This window comes from Amorphoplanes digitatis, assembly GCF_014205335.1.
GTDB lineage: Bacteria > Actinomycetota > Actinomycetes > Mycobacteriales > Micromonosporaceae > Actinoplanes > Actinoplanes digitatus.
Genome location: NZ_JACHNH010000001.1, coordinates 8,966,330 through 8,981,095 on the forward strand (window position 1 = coordinate 8,966,330; position 14,766 = coordinate 8,981,095).

Sequence of the window (14,766 nt, forward strand, 5' to 3'; positions counted from 1 at the left end):
TCGGCTACCGGGCCGGTCGGCTACCGGGCCGGTCGGCTACCGGGCCGGTCGGCTACCGGGCCGGTCGGCTACCGGGCCGGTCGGCTACCGGGCCGGTCGGCCGCCGGGCCGGTCGGCAACCGGGCGGGCCGGGTCACCGGGCGGGTCGGGCCACACCGGGCGGGTCGGGCCACACCGGGCGGGTCAGCCCTTCAGGGCCGCCCGGCCGGAGAACGCGATGCTCGCGGCCAGGAAGGCGCCGTTGATCAGGGTGAAGGCGCCGATCAGCCAGATCGCCCACTGCGGGGCTACGGTCAGCACCACGCCGGCCACCGCGATCACCGCGCCGTAGTCGCGGACGAGCTTGACCACGCGGACCGGCAGCGACCGGCTGGTGACCATGCTGGATGCCTGGTCGCCCGACTGCATCACCGAGGTCACCAGGTTGACCATCCAGGTGCCGGCGAAGGCCGCCAGCAGCCAGGCCGGCGTCTCCGGCACCTGGGCCTCCGCCACCGCGGACAGGGCCGCGACCAGCGCGATCTGCCCGGCGACGTCGCACAGCACGTCGACCCGGCCGCCCGCGGCGCTGGTCTGGCCCGTCACCCGGGCAAGCTGGCCGTCCGAGCAGTCCAGCGCGTACGCGAGCTGCCAGCCGACCAGCGCGAGCAGGCCGATCGGCCAGGCCGGCACCCGGCCGTCCGCCACCGGCCCCGCGGCCGCGACCACCACGAACGAGACCAGGCAGCTGAGTCCGAGGTTCGCCACCGTGAGCACGGTCGGCGCGAGCCGGTGCCGGTACGCGAAGACCGAGATCCGCGCGCCCAGCCGCTGGCTCAGTGCCTCGCTGAACAGGCCGCCGCCCCGGTTGACCCGGTAGTAGTCGGCGGCGGTCGGCGGATTTTCCACGTTGTCAGCGCTTAGCGACGGCATCGACATAATCGTCCAATTTACGGCGGATCTCATCCTGGCTCATCGCGAGGTGTTCCAGGATGGTGTACCGGTCCGGCCGGGTCCGCGGCGCGAAGTCCACCGCCTCCACGAACTGCTCCGGCGTAAGGCCCACGTCGGCGGGGGTGCGCGGCAGGCTGTGCCGGGCCAGGCAGTCCGACATCTGGGCGAAGCGGCGCTCGTCGCCGCGCAGGAAGGTGCAGAACAGCGCGCCGAGGCCGGCGAGTTCGCCGTGCGAGGCCGTGTCGGGGAAGAGCGAGTCGATCGCGTGCATGATCTCGTGGCAGCCACCGCTGGACGGCCGGCTGCTGCCGCAGACCGCCATCGCCAGCCCGCTGGAGATCAGCGCCTCGGCGAGCACGGTCACGAAGGCGTCGTCGGTCATGTCGCCCGGCATCGAGAGCATCGCCTCGGCGCCCATCCGGGCCAGCGACGCGGCGAGGCCGTCGACCGGCTCACCGCGCACCTCGCGGCCCAGCTCCCAGTCGGCGAGCGCGCTGATGTTGCTGATCACGTCGCCGATCCCGGCGCGGTTGACCAGCTCCGGCCCGTGCTCGACGAAGTCCAGGTCGACGATGACGCCGAACGGGATGTGCACGCCGTAGGAGTTCTTGATGCCGTCGTGGACCAGGCTGGCCACCGGCGAGGCGATGCCGTCGTTGGCCAGGCTGGTCGCCACCGAGACCATCGGCAGGCCCCACCGGCTGGCCGCGTACTTCGCGGTGTCGACGGTCTTGCCGCCGCCGATGCCGACGACCGCGTCGTACGAGCGGGAGCGCAGCTTGGTGGCCAGCTCCAGCGCGGCGTCCAGCGTGCCGCCGGCCGTGGTGTAGACGTCGGCCGAGCCCAGCGACGGGCGGATCATCTCCGCGATCCGTTCGCCCTGGCCGGGGCCGACCACCACGGCGACGTCGCCGCCGGCGGAGATCCGGCCGTCGGCGAGGATCCGGCCGAGGTCCGCGACCGCGCCCCGCCGCACGTCGATGTGCAGCGGGGTCTGGACGCTGCGGGCTAGTAGTGGCATGCGATGTCCCGCGCCTTGGCGAGGTCGTCGTGGTTGTCCACCTCGACCCAGGGGATGTCGCCGATGGTCGCCGCGCGGATCTCGCCGCCGCGGTCGGCGTACTCCTGGTAGCCGTCCTCGTAGTAGAGGTTCGGGTCGCGCTCCCAGGTGGTCTTGAGCGCGTCGGCGAGGTCAGCGGCGGCCGAGGCCTCGATGACGGTCGCGCCGATGTACTCGCCGAAGGCCTCGGCCGGGTCCATCAGCTTGGTGATCCTCGTGAGCCGGCCGTCGGCGGAGAAGATCGTCTTCATCTCCTCGTCGGCGAGCTTCTTCACGTTGTCGACGGCGAGCAGGATGCCCGGGCCGCGGCTGTCGAGCAGGGTCTTCTCGACGCTCACCGGGTGCACGGTGTCGCCGTTGACAAGCAGCGCGCCCTCGGCGAACCGGTCGCGGGCCAGCCACAGCGAGTACGCGTTGTTCCACTCCTCGGCCTTGTCGTTGTGCACGAGGGTGATCTTGACGCCGTACTTCTGCTCGAACGCGTCCTTGCGCTCCTCGACGGCGCCGGCGCAGTAGCCGACGACGATCGTCACGTCGGTGAGCCCCGCGGCCGCGAGGTTACGCAGGGAGATATCCATGATGGTCGTCTCCCCGTCGACGGGGACCAGCGCCTTCGGCAGCGTGTCGGTGTACGGGCGCAGTCTGCGTCCGGCGCCGGCGGCGAGTACGAGACCGATCATGGGATGGTTCCTTCCGAAGTGAGGGGCGTGCCCGACGAGGATAGCGGTGGTTTCACATACCGAGAGTGTGCAGGACCACGAAGCCGTCCTCGGCGATCCGCCGGATCATCCCGTCGTTGATCTCGGCGCTCTCGTCCAGCACCGCCAGTTCGCCCGGACCGAGCCAGCGATACTCCGTGTGCTTGCCGGCCTCCAGCCGCGGGCGCGCCAGGTCGCCGTCCACCCGTACGAGAAAGTCGGTTTCGTGCCGTTCGAGGCCGTCTTCTCCGGTGTAGGAGTATTCGCCGACCTGCCCCAGCACCACAGAGAGCCGCCAGCCGGTCTCCTCGAAGATCTCCCGCCCCAGCGCGTCGCCGACCGTCTCGCCCGGTTCGAGGTGGCCGCCGACGATGTCCCAGGCGTTCGGGAAAAGCTTCCGTTGCGCCGATCGGCGTTGGAAGAATATTCGGCCGTCGTCGTCCACGACGAGAGCACCGGCGACGCGAAGCGGTTCAGGTACCACGCGAAAAATGATATAGAGCCTGCTCGTAAGCTTGTGGCCATGACCGCTGAGCAGCTGATCTCGTTCGCAAGAGGGGCACCGTCCCTGGACATCGTCGACGTGGCGGGCCTCAAGGCCGCCGCCGCGCGCGCCTTCGACGCCGATCCGGCCGGAGTTACCGCCTACGGCACGTCCGTCGGCTACGTCCCGCTGCGAAAGTGGATCGCCGACAAGCACGGGGTCTCCGCCGACCAGGTCATCGTGACGAACGGTTCCCTCCAGGCCGACGCGTTCCTCTTCAACCACCTGGTGCAGGCCGGCGACGACGTGATCGTGGAGAAGCCGACCTACGACCGCACCCTGCTCAACCTTCAGAACCTGGGCGGCAAGGTGCACCAGGTGACGATCGACCCGGACGGCATCGACGTCGACGAGCTGCGCGGGCTGCTCGAGGCAGGCCTGCGCCCGAAGCTCGCCCACATCATTCCGAACTACCAGAACCCGGCCGGCGTCACCCTCTCGCTGGAGCGGCGGCGGGCGCTGCTGAGCCTGGCGGTCCAGTACGGCTTCATGATCTTCGAGGACGACCCGTACGTCGACATCCGCTTCCGGGGCGACGCGCTCCCGTCGATGCTGTCGATGGACACCGAGAACGTGGTCGTGCACGCCTCCAGCTTCACCAAGACGGTGTGCCCGGGTGTCCGCGTCGGCTACCTGGTCGGCCCGGCCGCGCTGATCGACGCGATCGCCAAGAAGGCCACCAACCTCTACATCTCGCCCGGCATGGTCTCCGAGGCGATCGTGCACCAGTTCTGCGTCTCGGGCGACATCGAGCGCTCGGTGGCGACGGTGAGCACCGCTCTGGCCGAGCGTGCCCGGGTGCTCGCCGCCTCGCTGCGCGAGCACATCCCGGGCGCGACCTTCACCGAGCCCGACGGCGGCTACTTCCTCTGGGTCGACCTGCCGGAGGCGGTCGACGTCGACAAGCTCTTCCCGGCGGCCATGAAGAAGGGCGTCGCCATCGTCAAGGGCAGCGACTTCCTGCTGGACGGCGGCAAGTCCTCGGTCCGGCTGGCGTTCTCGGCCGTGACTGTCGACCAGATCGACGAGGGTGTCCGCCGGCTCGCCGCGGCCATCGCCGAGATCACCGCCTGACGCACCGGCCCGCTGTCGGGATTCCGACAGAGAGTCCGCGGACGCCGGTTCCGGGGTTGCCCCCGGGGCCGGCGTCCGGCTCACAATGCTGGGCGCCGGGTTGCATGACCATGCGGTTCGGCGCGTGGACAACCGCTCCCCCTCGGTGCCGGGCGGGCCGATCGCACCCTCACCCCCCGAAATGCGGCCGGTCCGCTCGGCGCCACCAGCCGGCGGGAGTAGCGCCACCTTGGGCGTAGCCTCGTGCGGGCCTCTCTACGGGGGCCGGCCGGGATCCACCCTTGGGGGGCAGACATGACCGAGAGCAGCGCGCAGCGCAACCGGGCGACGGGCGTGAACCGGTCACTGTCACGGGCGTGGACCGCACCCGTGCGTGCGATGAACCGCTTCCTCGGCACCACGGACGGCATCGCCGAGCCCGGCCAGGTGTTCACCGGCACCTCGGTGGTGGACTGCGGCGTCTACGTCGACGGCAAGCGCGCGCCCGGCGACTTCTCGCCCGACGAGGCGCTGCGCGAGGCGTGCAGCCGTGAGAACGCGTTCGTCTGGCTCGGCCTGCACGAGCCGACCGAGGACGAGATGTCCGCCATCGCGCGCACCTACGACCTGCACGAACTCGCCGTCGAGGACGCGGTCAAGGCGGAGCAGCGGCCCAAGCTGGAGCAGTTCGGCACCGTGCACTTCCTGGTGCTGCGCACCGCGCGCTACGTGCCGCACAGCGAGCTGACCGAGACCTCGCAGGTCGTCGAGACCGGCCAGATGATGATCTTCGTTGGCGAGCGGTTCGTGATCACGGTCCGGCACGGGGACGCGTCGCGACTCGCGCCGGTGCGCGCGGATCTGGAGTCGCGCGGCGTGCTGCTCGAGCATGGACCTTGGGCCGTCGCCTACGCCGTGACGGACCGGGTCGTCGACGCGTACGTCGAGGTCGCCGACCAGGTGGAGGCCGACCTGGACATCATCGAGGAGGGCGCGTTCTCGCGCGACAGGGGCAGCCCGGTGCAGCAGATCTACCAGATGAAGCGCGAGCTGGTGGAGTTCCGCCGGGCCGTGGTGCCGCTACAGCGGCCGCTGGCCACCATCACCGCGCCGCAGAGCCGGCTGGTGCCCAAGGAGATCCGGCGCTACTTCCGCGACGTGCAGGACCACCTCACCCGGACGGTCGAGCAGGTCTCCTCGTACGACGACCTGCTGAACTCGATCCTGCAAGCGCGGCTGGCGCAGGTGACCGTCGACCAGAACAACGACATGCGCAAGATCGCCGCCTGGGCCGGTATCGCGACGGTGTGGACGGCCTTCGCCGGCGTCTACGGCATGAACTTCGAGTTCATGCCCGAGACACACTGGCAGTACGGCTACCCGAGCCTGATCACCGTGCTGCTCGGCGTCTCGGTCCTGTTGTACCGCGCCTTCCGCCGCAACGGCTGGCTCTGAGCGGGCACCCGGAGCCTCTCGCCGGGCCTTAGAGTGACGGTGTCGCCCTGGGGAGGGAAATCGCGTGCCGTCGCGCCAGGATCAGCTGCACTCGTACCAGTACTCGCAGCAGCGGGTGGTGGCCGCGCTGGTCACCCACGACCCCGATCCGCACCGCTCGCCCCTGCGCCGGGCCGGCAGCGCCGCGCTGATCAGCCTGGTCGTCGCCTCGCTCGCCGTCGGCGGCGCGGCGGTGTACGGCCTGCTCAAGGGCCGCAGCACCGTGGAGCCGCGCAACGAGGCCGTGGTCTTCCTGGAGAAGGGCTCCGGCGCCCGCTACGTCTACCTGAAGTCCGACGACCGCATGCACCCGGTGCTCAACTACAGCTCCGGGCTGCTGATCGCCAACACCAACGAGCCGAAGCTGGTCGACGCCTCCTCGGAGAGCCTGGCCAAGGTGCCGCTCGGCGACCCGCTCGGAATACCGGACGCGCCCGACTCGCTGCCGGCGGCCAAGGGCGGCCTGCTCGACCCGGTGTGGACGGTGTGCTCGCTGCCGCCGGAGGGCGCCACGGCGCCGCGGAGCCTGTTGTCGGTCGGTGACCGGCTCACCGACGGGACGGTGCTGCCCGTGCCCCGGGCGGACACCCCCGCCGCCGACCTGCGCGGCCTGCTGGTCTCCGACCCGGCCGAGCGCACCTACCTGGTCTACAACAACCGGCGCTTCCTCATCCCGGCCGGCCGGGTGCAGCAGACCCAGGTCTTCTTCGGCTGGACCCAGCAGCCGCTGCCGGTGGCGACGGCGTGGATCAACGCGGTGCCGGTCGGGCCGGACCTGAAGCCGCCCGCGATCCCGGACCGCGGCGAGGCGTCCCCGGCGATCGACGACTTCGAGATCGGCCGGCTGCTGCGGATCGGCGGCGACTCCGGCGACAAGTGGGCCGTCGTGCTCGGCGACGGCGTCGCCGACATCACCGACGTGCAGGCCCGGTTGTTGCAGGTCGACCGGGACACCGACGACCGGAGCGAGGTGGACCTCGGCACCTACAGCAACCTGCCGCGCTCGCAGACCCAGCTGGTCGCGGCCGCGGCGAACGCCGGCTTCCCGCCGGCCGTCCCGGTGCTGCTGAACGGCCCGGGCCAGGTCTGCCTGACCCACGACGGCAAGGACGCGGAGAACCCCGAGGTCGGCATCCGGATCGGCCCGACGGTCGCCAAGGGCAGCCCGGTCGGCGGGGCCCCGGCCGTGCCCGGAGGCGTACAGGCCGACCTGGTCTACGTGCCCCGCGGCAAGGGCGCCCTGGTCGTCGCCGCGGCGTCGCCGACGGCGCCGGCGGGCAGCGGCACGGTCAGCATCGTGACGGACATCGGCCGGCGCTATCCGGTCGCGAGCCGCGAGGTGCTGCCCCGGCTGGGCTACGGCGGCGTCAAGCCCGACCCGATCCCGGGCCAGCTGGTCGCCCTGCTGCCGCAGGGCCCGGCCTTGGATCCGGTACGCGCCCGGCAGTCGGACGCCACGGACGAGTGAAGGGCGGACCCGCGGGTCCGCCCTTCACCGTGCCTTCCACCAGGTTCAGTTCTTGTTCTTGCCGCTCGCCATCCGCGCCACCGTCGGGCTGTGTTGCGCCGAGGAGGTCTGGTCGGCCCCTTCGTCGATCGTGAGCGGGTCGGTCTCGTCGATCGGCGTGACCAGGCCCGTCGGCCCCGACAGGTCCGGCTCGAACGCGGCGTCGTCGGCGCCGGCGACCGGGGTCGGCAGGGGGCCCGCGGGGTCGTACTCGTCCCACTGCTCGCGGCGGCGCATGCGGACCACGTACGCGCCGGCCGCGCCGACGGCGGCGCCGGCCAGCAGCAGGCCGGCGAGCCGGAGGCCCGAGTGCCGGCGCCCGCGGGCGCGCCGCTTGAGCTGCTTCGCCTTCTTCCGGCCGGCCTTGGTGGTGTTCAAGCCGGCCTCGACCGCCGGCCAGCTCACCTGCCGCGCGTTCTCCGCCGCGGTGACGACCAGCGGAGTCAGCGTCGCTATGGCGCTGTCCCAGCTCTGCGACGCGGCGTCCATCGCCTTGGCGGCCGTCGGCTGCACACGCTCCCGGGCCGCGGTGATCTTGGGACCCACGGTCGAGCTGGTCTCGTGCGCGGCGATGGTTGCCGCGCGCTTGAAGTGGTCGACGCTCTGACCGAGCTCCCGCTTCATCCGAGCGCTGCGGTACTTCCGTCGCATCGTTGCGAACACCAGTGCCCACCTCCTGTGGTTCTCTCCCACGCCATGTTGCCCTCTTGGGTACCCCCGCGTTGCCGGATCTGACACATGGGGGAGGATCCGAATGCAAAGAACTGTCCAGCGCCGGCCCCGACGTAGCGGACCGGCGACCGCGACACTGAGGGGGAGTACCCGTGGCCGACGCTCTTTACGCCACCCTGCACACCAACCACGGCCCGATCCGGCTCCAGCTCTTTCCGGACCACGCACCGGCGACCGTCCGCAACTTCGTGGAGCTCGCGGAGGGCACCAAGGACTATGTCGACCCGCGGACCGGCCAGAAGGGCAGCGGCCCGTACTACGACGGGACGATCTCGCACCGGGTCATCGCCGGCTTCATGATCCAGCTGGGCGACCCGACCGGCACCGGCCGCGGCGGCCCCGGCTACCAGTTCGCCGACGAGTTCCACCCCGAGCTGCAGTTCGACCGCCCCTACGTGCTCGCCATGGCGAACGCGGGCCCGGGCACGAACGGTTCGCAGTTCTTCATCACCGTCGGACCCACCCCGCACCTGAACCGGCGGCACACGATCTTCGGCCAGGTGGCCGACGAGCAGTCCGCCAAGGTCGTGGACTCGATCGCGACCACCCCGACCGGCCCCGGCGACCGGCCCCGCGAGGATGTCGTCGTCGAGCGCGTGGAGATCGAGCGGGCATAGGGAACGCAGCCCTCTTCCGGGTACGTTTGAGGCATGAGTGAGTCTCCGGTGACGGCTCCGGTCTGCTACCGCCATCCGTCAAAAGAGACCTACGTGCGCTGCACGCGCTGCGAACGCCCGATCTGCCCGGATTGCATGAACGAGGCCTCGGTAGGCCACCAGTGCCCGGAGTGTGTCGCCCAAGGCAGGCGCACCCAGCGGCCGGCGCGCACCGCCTTCGGCGGGAGCGTCGCCGGCCGCGCCGGGACGGCCACCCGGGTCCTGATCGGCGTCAACGTCCTGATGATGGTCGCCTCGATCATCTCCGGCGGTTCGAGCGCCGTCGCCGGCGGCGGCTGGGGCGGCCTGCTCGGCGGCAGCACCCCGCTCACCGAGTGGGGCGCGGTGCTCGGCGAGGCCCTCTACGGGCCCGTCGGCGACATGTCGGTGCACGGCATCGCGCACGGCGAGTGGTACCGCCTGTTCACGGCGATGTTCATCCACTATGGCGTGCTGCACCTGCTGATGAACATGTACGCCCTCTGGTTCCTCGGGCGCGACATCGAGCGGGAGCTGGGCCCGCTCCGCTTCGTCGGCCTCTACCTGCTCGCGGGCCTGGGCGGCAATGTGGCGGCGTACCTCTTCTCGGCGCCGAACGCCATGACGGCCGGCGCCTCCACCGCGGTCTTCGGCCTGATGTCGGCCATCTTCGTGCTGCTCAAGCGCCTGAACCTGAGCATCGCCCCGATCCTGCCGGTGATCGTCATCAACGTGATCTTCACGTTCGTCGCGTCAAACATCTCGGTCGCCGGCCACCTCGGCGGCCTGGCGGTCGGCGGCGCGGTGGCGGCGGTGCTGGCCTACGCGCCGAGGGAACGGCGCAACCTGGTGCAGGGCGCCGGCTGCGCGGGGATCTTCCTGGTCCTGGTGGCGCTGACGATCTACCGCACCGGCGTGCTGCTGAGCTGACCCGGGCGTCAGGACGGGGCGTTCGCGCGCAGGGCGTTGAGCGCCTCGGCGACCTCCTCCGGCTCCGCGCCCAGGTCGCTGGTGCTGAACATGTGCAGGCTCTCGCCGGCGTCGATCTCCAGCAGGCTGCTGCGCAGGCCGAGGCGCTCGCTGCGCTCGACCCGTACCCGTTCGATCTGAGGCCAGGCCAGGTGCCGGCGCCGGCGGAAGCCGGTGACCACGGTGACCCCGCTCGTGTCCGCGCTCAGCCGGACCGGTGCGATCAGGTCCCGGGCCGCCCAGGCGGTCAGCGCCGCGGTCGCCACCCCGCCGAGGACCAACTGCACCGGGTCCTCGCGGCCGGACACCGCGACCAGGACCACCACCGCCACCGCGCCCAGCAGCTTGGTGATCGGCAGAACGGGCTTCACCCGCCACTGAAGAGGCGACATGCAACAACTATCGCAGCCCGCGTACCGTCGGCGGTATGCGAGACGCGGTGATCGTCGGTGCTGTCCGTACTCCGGTCGGGCGGCGTAACGGAGGGCTGGCGGAGACACACCCGGCCGACCTGTCGGCGATCGTGCTGCGGGCACTCACCGCGCGCGCCGGATTCGACCCGGCGGACGTCGAGGACGTCATGTGGGGATGCGTCTCCCAGGTCGGCGAGCAGTCCTGGAACATCGGGCAGTCCTGGAACATCGGGCGCAGCGCCGTGCTCGCGGCCGGCTGGCCCGAGTCGGTGCCGGCCACGACCATGGACCGGCAGTGCGGGTCGAGCCAGCAGGCGCTGCACTTCGCCGCGGCGACCGTGCTCTCCGGCCAGGCCGACCTGGTGGTGGCCGGCGGGGTCGAGTCGATGAGCCGGGTGCCGATGGGGTCGAGCGCGGCCGGCGCCGACCCGTACGGATCGGCGATCGCCGAGCGCTACGGCACGTCCGTCTTCAACCAGGGCGTCGGCGCCGAGATGATGGCCGCGCGCTGGGGCTTCTCCCGGCGCCTACTCGACGAGTACGCCCTGGCCAGCCACGCCGCGGCCGCCAAGGCGCAGGACGCCGGTGTCTTCGACGTCGAGGTCGTGCCGGTCGGCGCGGTCACCCGCGACGAGGGCATCCGGCGCGACACCACGCTCGACAAGCTCGGCGCGCTGAAGACGCCGTTCAAGGCCGACGGCGTGGTCACCGCCGGCTCCGCCTCGCAGATCTCCGACGGCGCCGCCGCGCTGGCGGTGACCACGTCCCGCTGGGCGGCCGCGCACGGCCTGGTGCCGATCGCCCGCGTGCACACCGCGGTGGTCGCGGCCGACGATCCGGTGATCATGCTGACCGCGCCGATCGCGGCGACGGGCAAGGCGCTGGACCGCTCGGGCCTCACCATCGACGAGATCGGCGTGTACGAGGTGAACGAGGCGTTCGCGCCCGTGCCGCTGGCCTGGCTCGCCGAGACCGGCGCCGACCCGTCCCGCCTCAACCCGCTCGGCGGCGCGATCGCCCTCGGCCACCCGCTCGGCGCGTCCGGTGCGCGGATCATGACGACGATGCTGCACCACATGCGACAGACCGGCATCCGGTACGGATTGCAGACCATGTGTGAGGGCGGCGGAATGGCGAACGCCACGGTGGTCGAGCTTCTGTAATTCGATATTCATCGTGCCGTGGCCGCAGCTTCCCCCTTTGCGCCGCGTTAAACGCCACATGGACGTGTTCTCCCGTACGTTCCTCCCCGCCGCCGCCGAAGCCGGGGTCACGATCCCCACCGTGAGCCGGCATCTGCCCATCTTCCGCCGCTGCGTGGAACCGGACGATTCCACCGTGCTGGTGACCCGGTGCGTGTGCCCGGACCGGCCCCTGTCCGGGGAGTTCCTGCTGCTGCTTACCTACCGCCGGCTGGTCGTCACCCAGGAGACCCGGGTGCTGCACCGGCTCCGGCTGCACCTGAACGCGAACCTGCGTCACCTGAGCAACGTCACCTGGCGCCCGGACCTGCGGATGTCCGCCGTGGACGTCGCGGCGACCGCGGTGGACGGTGTCCGCGAACGGTTCCGGATGCGCCTCGGCCAGCCGGAGCAGGTGTGGCACTTCGACGCGCTGCTCAAGCACGTCTTCCGCGAGCGTCGCCCGGCCGGCCGGCTCACCGCCGCCGCCTAGGCCCGGTCCAGGAACGTCGAGATCGAGGCCCGCAGGCCCGCCGGGTCGAGGCCGTGCCAGCGCGCATGGTCCGCGGGGGTGCCGTAGCGCCGCTGCTCGGCGCGGCCCACGCCGAGGTGCAGTTCCCGATGGGGTACGTCGGACAGCGCCGCCGCCACGAGCCGGCTCGACGTGCCGGCCAGGTAGGGCTCCACGACGACGACCTCGCGGCTCACCAGCTCGCGCAGCCCGGCACCGTCGAGCGGCCGCGGCGTCAGCGTGTACGCGACGGTGACGTCGAGGTCGCGGGTCGCGGCGAGCACCGGGTCGAGCATCGGCCCGACCGCGAGCACGACGGGTGCACCGGCCCAGCCGCGCCGCAGGACCTGTAGCCGGTCCGTCCGCTCGTACGCGCGGGCGTTGTGCTGCGAGGAGAGCCGCACGTAGATCCGGTCGTCGTTGCCGGCCGCCGCGCGCAGCAGCGGCGCCACCTCGTCCGGGTGACCCGGCACGTGCACGGTCCACCCCTCGAGGGTGTCGAGGAGCGCGACGTCGCCGGGCGACTGATGCGTGTAGCCCTCGGCGGACGCGTCGTACGAGGCGCCGATGCTGACCAGCACGGCGCCCGCGTCCTGGTGGCCGAGGTCGAGCTTGATCTGCTCGTAGGCCCGGTCGATCAGGAACGGCGCGTAGGAGTGCACGTACGGCCGCAGCCCGGTCAGCGCGAGCCCGCCGGCGACGCCGGTCATCAGCTGCTCGCGGATACCGACGTTGAGCACCCGGTCCGGGTGTCTGTGGTGCGCGGCCGCGAACGCGTCGGCGGAGATGTCGGCGAGCACCACCGCGGTCCGCGGGTCCTCGTCGAGCAGCGCGGTCGTGGTGCGGACGAAGGTCTCTCGCATGATCCTCAGCCTTTCGGTTCGACGACGGCGACGACGACGTGCGGCCGGTCACCGTCGCTCTGGGACAGGGCATCCTCGATGGCGTCGTGATCACGCCCGTCCACCACGGAGGTGGACCACCCTGGGAAGCGGCGGGCGATGCCGCCCGGCCACCCGTGCGTCGAGGACTGGTTGTCGATGACGATGGCGGTGAGCCGGTCCAGCCGGGCCGCCGCCGCGTACGCGATGGCCTCGTGGTTGGAGCCCTCGTCCAGCTCGGCGTCGCCCAGCAGGACGAACGTGCGGGCGTCGAAGCCCTGCGCGCGCAGCCCCAGCGCGGTACCGGCGGCGAGGCCGAGCCCGTGGCCCAGCGACCCGGTGCCGATCTCCACGCCCGGGATCAGCACCCGGTCGGGGTGGTGGCCGAGGTGGCTGTGCGGCCCGCCGAGGTCGTCGAGCCAGTCGACGGGGATGAAGCCCTTGGCGGCGAGCACGGCGTAGTAGGCGGCCGGCCCGTGCCCCTTGGAGAGCAGGAAGCGGTCCCGGTCCGGCTCGTCCGCCGTCTCGGGCGAGACGCGCAGGATGCGGTCGTACAGCACCCACAGCACGTCGAGCGTCGAGAACGCGCTCGGCGCGTGCTTCTCGTCGCCGGTCAGCCGGGTCAGCAAGGTGCCCAGCAGGTTTGATCTAACGGCCGTAGCAGTCATATTCTCAGCCTGCTAGTTAAAGTTCACTTCAACTCAAGGGTGCTCGGGGTGGAGCTTCTCACGATCGGCGACATGGCCGCTCGCAGCGGGGTGGCGCAGTCGGCACTGCGCTACTACGAACGGGAAGGACTCATCCGGGCCACCCGCACCGGCGGCAACCAGCGCCGCTACGAGCGGCACGAGCTGCGCCGGGTCGCGTTCATCCGGATCGCCCAGCAGGTCGGTGTCTCGCTGGACGAGATCCGGGAGGCGCTCGCGGCGCTGCCGGAGAACCGCACGCCGACCAAGGCGGACTGGGCCCGCCTGTCGGCCCGCTGGCGGCACACGCTCGACGAACGCATCGCGATGATGGAGCGGCTGCGCGACCAGCTGACGGGCTGCATCGGCTGCGGCTGCCTGAGCCTGCAACGCTGCCGCCTGATCAACCCGGAGGACCGCCTGGCGCGGCTCGGCGAGGGCCCTCAGCTCATCCTGAACCCGCCGTCGCAACTACGGCAGTAGAAGGATCTTGCCGACGTGGTCGCTGCTCTCCATCAGCCGGTGGGCGTCCGCGGCGTCGCGCATCGGCACCGCGCGGTCGATGATCGGGCGGATCGCCCCCGCGTCGACAAGCGGCCAGACCCGCTCACGCACCCCCGCGACGATCCGTGCCTTGTCGGCGACGCTCCGGGCGCGCAGCGTCGTCGCCGAGACCGAGCCGCGCTTGCCCATCAGCGCACCTAGATCGAGCTCGCCGCGCCGCCCGCCCTGCAACCCGATGATCGCGATGCGGCCGTCGGGCGCCAGGGCCGCCACGTTCCGGTCCAGGTATTTCGCGCCGACGATGTCGAGGATGACGTTCGCCCCGCGCCCCTCGGTGAAGTCGAGCGTCGCCCCGACGAAATCGGACGACGTGTAGTCGATCGCCAGATCGGCGCCGAGGTCCAGCAACCGGGCGTGCTTCGGCTCGCGGGCGGTGACGATCACGGTGGCGCCGAGCGCCTTGCCCAGCTGGACGGCGAACGTGCCGATGCCACCGCCGCCGCCGTGCACCAGCAGGGTGTCGCCCTTGCGGAGACGGGCGATGTCGACCACGTTCGACCAGACCGTGCAGGCGACCTCGGGCAGGGCGGCCGCCTCCTGGAGGGACATGCCCTGCGGCACGGGCAGCAGCTGACCCTCGGGGACCGCCACCTGTTCGGCGTAGCCGCCGCCGGCGAGCAGGGCGCAGACCCGCTCGCCCACGTGGCGGCCGGTGACGCCCGGTCCGATCGCGGTGATCACGCCGGAGCACTCCAGGCCCAGGTAGGGCGGGGCGCCGGGCGGGGGCGGGTAGTGGCCCTGGCGCTGCATCACGTCGGCCCGGTTGACCGCCGCGGCCGTCACCTCGACGACCACCTCACCCTCGCCGGGCGTCGGGTCCGGGACCTCGGTCCAGAGCAGGGCCTCGGGTCCGCCGGGCTGCTCGATCGTGATCGCGTGCATGGGGACAGCTTGCCCGATGCGTA

Annotated in this window: 17 protein-coding genes; 8 read left to right on the plus strand and 9 right to left on the minus strand. The window is 71.6% G+C overall.

Translation table 11 applies throughout. The annotated features are described in order from the left end of the window. Positions 1-183: 183 nt before the first annotated feature. Genes BJ971_RS39680 through BJ971_RS39695 form a run of 4 tightly spaced genes read right to left on the minus strand, consistent with a single transcriptional unit; the run spans position 184 to position 3,175 of the window. Entirely contained in the window at positions 184-912 is a 729-nt protein-coding gene (locus BJ971_RS39680) for a CDP-alcohol phosphatidyltransferase family protein (RefSeq protein WP_184998402.1), read from the minus strand. Further along, positions 893-1,954 carry an iron-containing alcohol dehydrogenase family protein gene (locus tag BJ971_RS39685; RefSeq protein ID WP_184998403.1) on the minus strand — a complete coding sequence of 354 codons (1,062 nt, stop codon included), beginning with the start codon at positions 1,952-1,954 and terminating at the stop codon, positions 893-895. Before BJ971_RS39685 ends, BJ971_RS39680 begins: the two co-directional genes overlap by 20 nt. Beyond that, positions 1,942-2,673: a phosphocholine cytidylyltransferase family protein gene (locus tag BJ971_RS39690; RefSeq protein ID WP_184998404.1), complete on the minus strand. Its 732-nt coding sequence runs from the start codon at positions 2,671-2,673 to the stop codon at positions 1,942-1,944. The genes BJ971_RS39685 and BJ971_RS39690 overlap by 13 nt, the downstream gene beginning before the upstream one ends. A 52-nt stretch (positions 2,674-2,725) precedes the next feature. Continuing rightward, entirely contained in the window at positions 2,726-3,175 is a 450-nt protein-coding gene (locus BJ971_RS39695; RefSeq protein ID WP_184998405.1) for an NUDIX domain-containing protein, read from the minus strand. A gap of 39 nt (positions 3,176-3,214) precedes the next feature. Between BJ971_RS39695 and BJ971_RS39700 the strand changes: the two genes are divergently transcribed. The 3 genes from BJ971_RS39700 (at position 3,215) to eccB (ending at position 7,250) form a co-directional block, all read left to right on the plus strand. Continuing rightward, positions 3,215-4,309: an aminotransferase-like domain-containing protein gene (locus BJ971_RS39700; protein WP_184998406.1), complete on the plus strand. Its 1,095-nt coding sequence runs from the start codon at positions 3,215-3,217 to the stop codon at positions 4,307-4,309. Positions 4,310-4,603: 294 nt separating this feature from the next. Then, positions 4,604-5,743: a magnesium and cobalt transport protein CorA gene (locus tag BJ971_RS39705; RefSeq protein ID WP_184998407.1), complete on the plus strand. Its 1,140-nt coding sequence runs from the start codon at positions 4,604-4,606 to the stop codon at positions 5,741-5,743. A 64-nt stretch (positions 5,744-5,807) separates the two neighbouring features. Then, entirely contained in the window at positions 5,808-7,250 is a 1,443-nt protein-coding gene (gene eccB / locus BJ971_RS39710) for a type VII secretion protein EccB (protein ID WP_184998408.1), read from the plus strand. Between the two features lie 45 nt (positions 7,251-7,295). Here the strand turns inward: eccB and BJ971_RS39715 are convergent, their stop codons facing one another. Then, the gene (locus BJ971_RS39715) at positions 7,296-7,940 is read right to left on the minus strand and encodes a hypothetical protein (protein ID WP_221478950.1); all 645 of its coding nucleotides are present in this window, start codon (positions 7,938-7,940) and stop codon (positions 7,296-7,298) included. A 173-nt stretch (positions 7,941-8,113) separates the two neighbouring features. Here BJ971_RS39715 and BJ971_RS39720 point away from each other — a divergent pair, with 173 nt between their 5' ends. Together BJ971_RS39720 and BJ971_RS39725 are read left to right on the plus strand one after the other, a co-directional pair. Beyond that, complete coding sequence (locus BJ971_RS39720; RefSeq protein ID WP_184998410.1) at positions 8,114-8,638, plus strand: peptidylprolyl isomerase; 525 nt, start codon at positions 8,114-8,116, stop codon at positions 8,636-8,638. A gap of 33 nt (positions 8,639-8,671) precedes the next feature. Beyond that, complete coding sequence (locus BJ971_RS39725; RefSeq protein WP_184998411.1) at positions 8,672-9,586, plus strand: rhomboid family intramembrane serine protease; 915 nt, start codon at positions 8,672-8,674, stop codon at positions 9,584-9,586. Between the two features lie 8 nt (positions 9,587-9,594). On the opposite strand, the gene BJ971_RS39730 is transcribed toward BJ971_RS39725, so the two are convergent. Next, complete coding sequence (locus tag BJ971_RS39730; RefSeq protein ID WP_184998412.1) at positions 9,595-10,017, minus strand: PH domain-containing protein; 423 nt, start codon at positions 10,015-10,017, stop codon at positions 9,595-9,597. A 35-nt stretch (positions 10,018-10,052) separates the two neighbouring features. Here BJ971_RS39730 and BJ971_RS39735 point away from each other — a divergent pair, with 35 nt between their 5' ends. Next, a complete protein-coding gene (locus BJ971_RS39735; RefSeq protein WP_184998413.1) occupies positions 10,053-11,201 on the plus strand; it encodes an acetyl-CoA C-acyltransferase in 1,149 nt (382 codons plus the stop codon). Positions 11,202-11,259: 58 nt separating this feature from the next. After that, positions 11,260-11,712, plus strand: a complete 453-nt coding sequence (locus BJ971_RS39740; protein WP_184998414.1) for a hypothetical protein — start codon at positions 11,260-11,262, stop codon at positions 11,710-11,712. Here BJ971_RS39740 and BJ971_RS39745 read toward each other — a convergent pair. Together BJ971_RS39745 and BJ971_RS39750 are read right to left on the minus strand one after the other, a co-directional pair. Then, positions 11,709-12,593, minus strand: a complete 885-nt coding sequence (locus BJ971_RS39745) for a transketolase family protein (protein WP_184998415.1) — start codon at positions 12,591-12,593, stop codon at positions 11,709-11,711. The two genes, BJ971_RS39740 and BJ971_RS39745, sit on opposite strands and share 4 nt — an antisense overlap. A 5-nt stretch (positions 12,594-12,598) precedes the next feature. Next, positions 12,599-13,279: a thiamine pyrophosphate-binding protein gene (locus tag BJ971_RS39750; protein ID WP_184998416.1), complete on the minus strand. Its 681-nt coding sequence runs from the start codon at positions 13,277-13,279 to the stop codon at positions 12,599-12,601. 48 nt (positions 13,280-13,327) lie between these two features. On the opposite strand from BJ971_RS39750, the gene soxR reads away from it, so the two are divergent. Further along, positions 13,328-13,780, plus strand: a complete 453-nt coding sequence (soxR, locus tag BJ971_RS39755) for a redox-sensitive transcriptional activator SoxR (RefSeq protein ID WP_275411402.1) — start codon at positions 13,328-13,330, stop codon at positions 13,778-13,780. On the opposite strand, the gene BJ971_RS39760 is transcribed toward soxR, so the two are convergent. Beyond that, the gene (locus BJ971_RS39760) at positions 13,769-14,743 is read right to left on the minus strand and encodes an NAD(P)H-quinone oxidoreductase (RefSeq protein WP_184998417.1); all 975 of its coding nucleotides are present in this window, start codon (positions 14,741-14,743) and stop codon (positions 13,769-13,771) included. The two genes, soxR and BJ971_RS39760, sit on opposite strands and share 12 nt — an antisense overlap. Positions 14,744-14,766 lie beyond the last annotated feature (23 nt).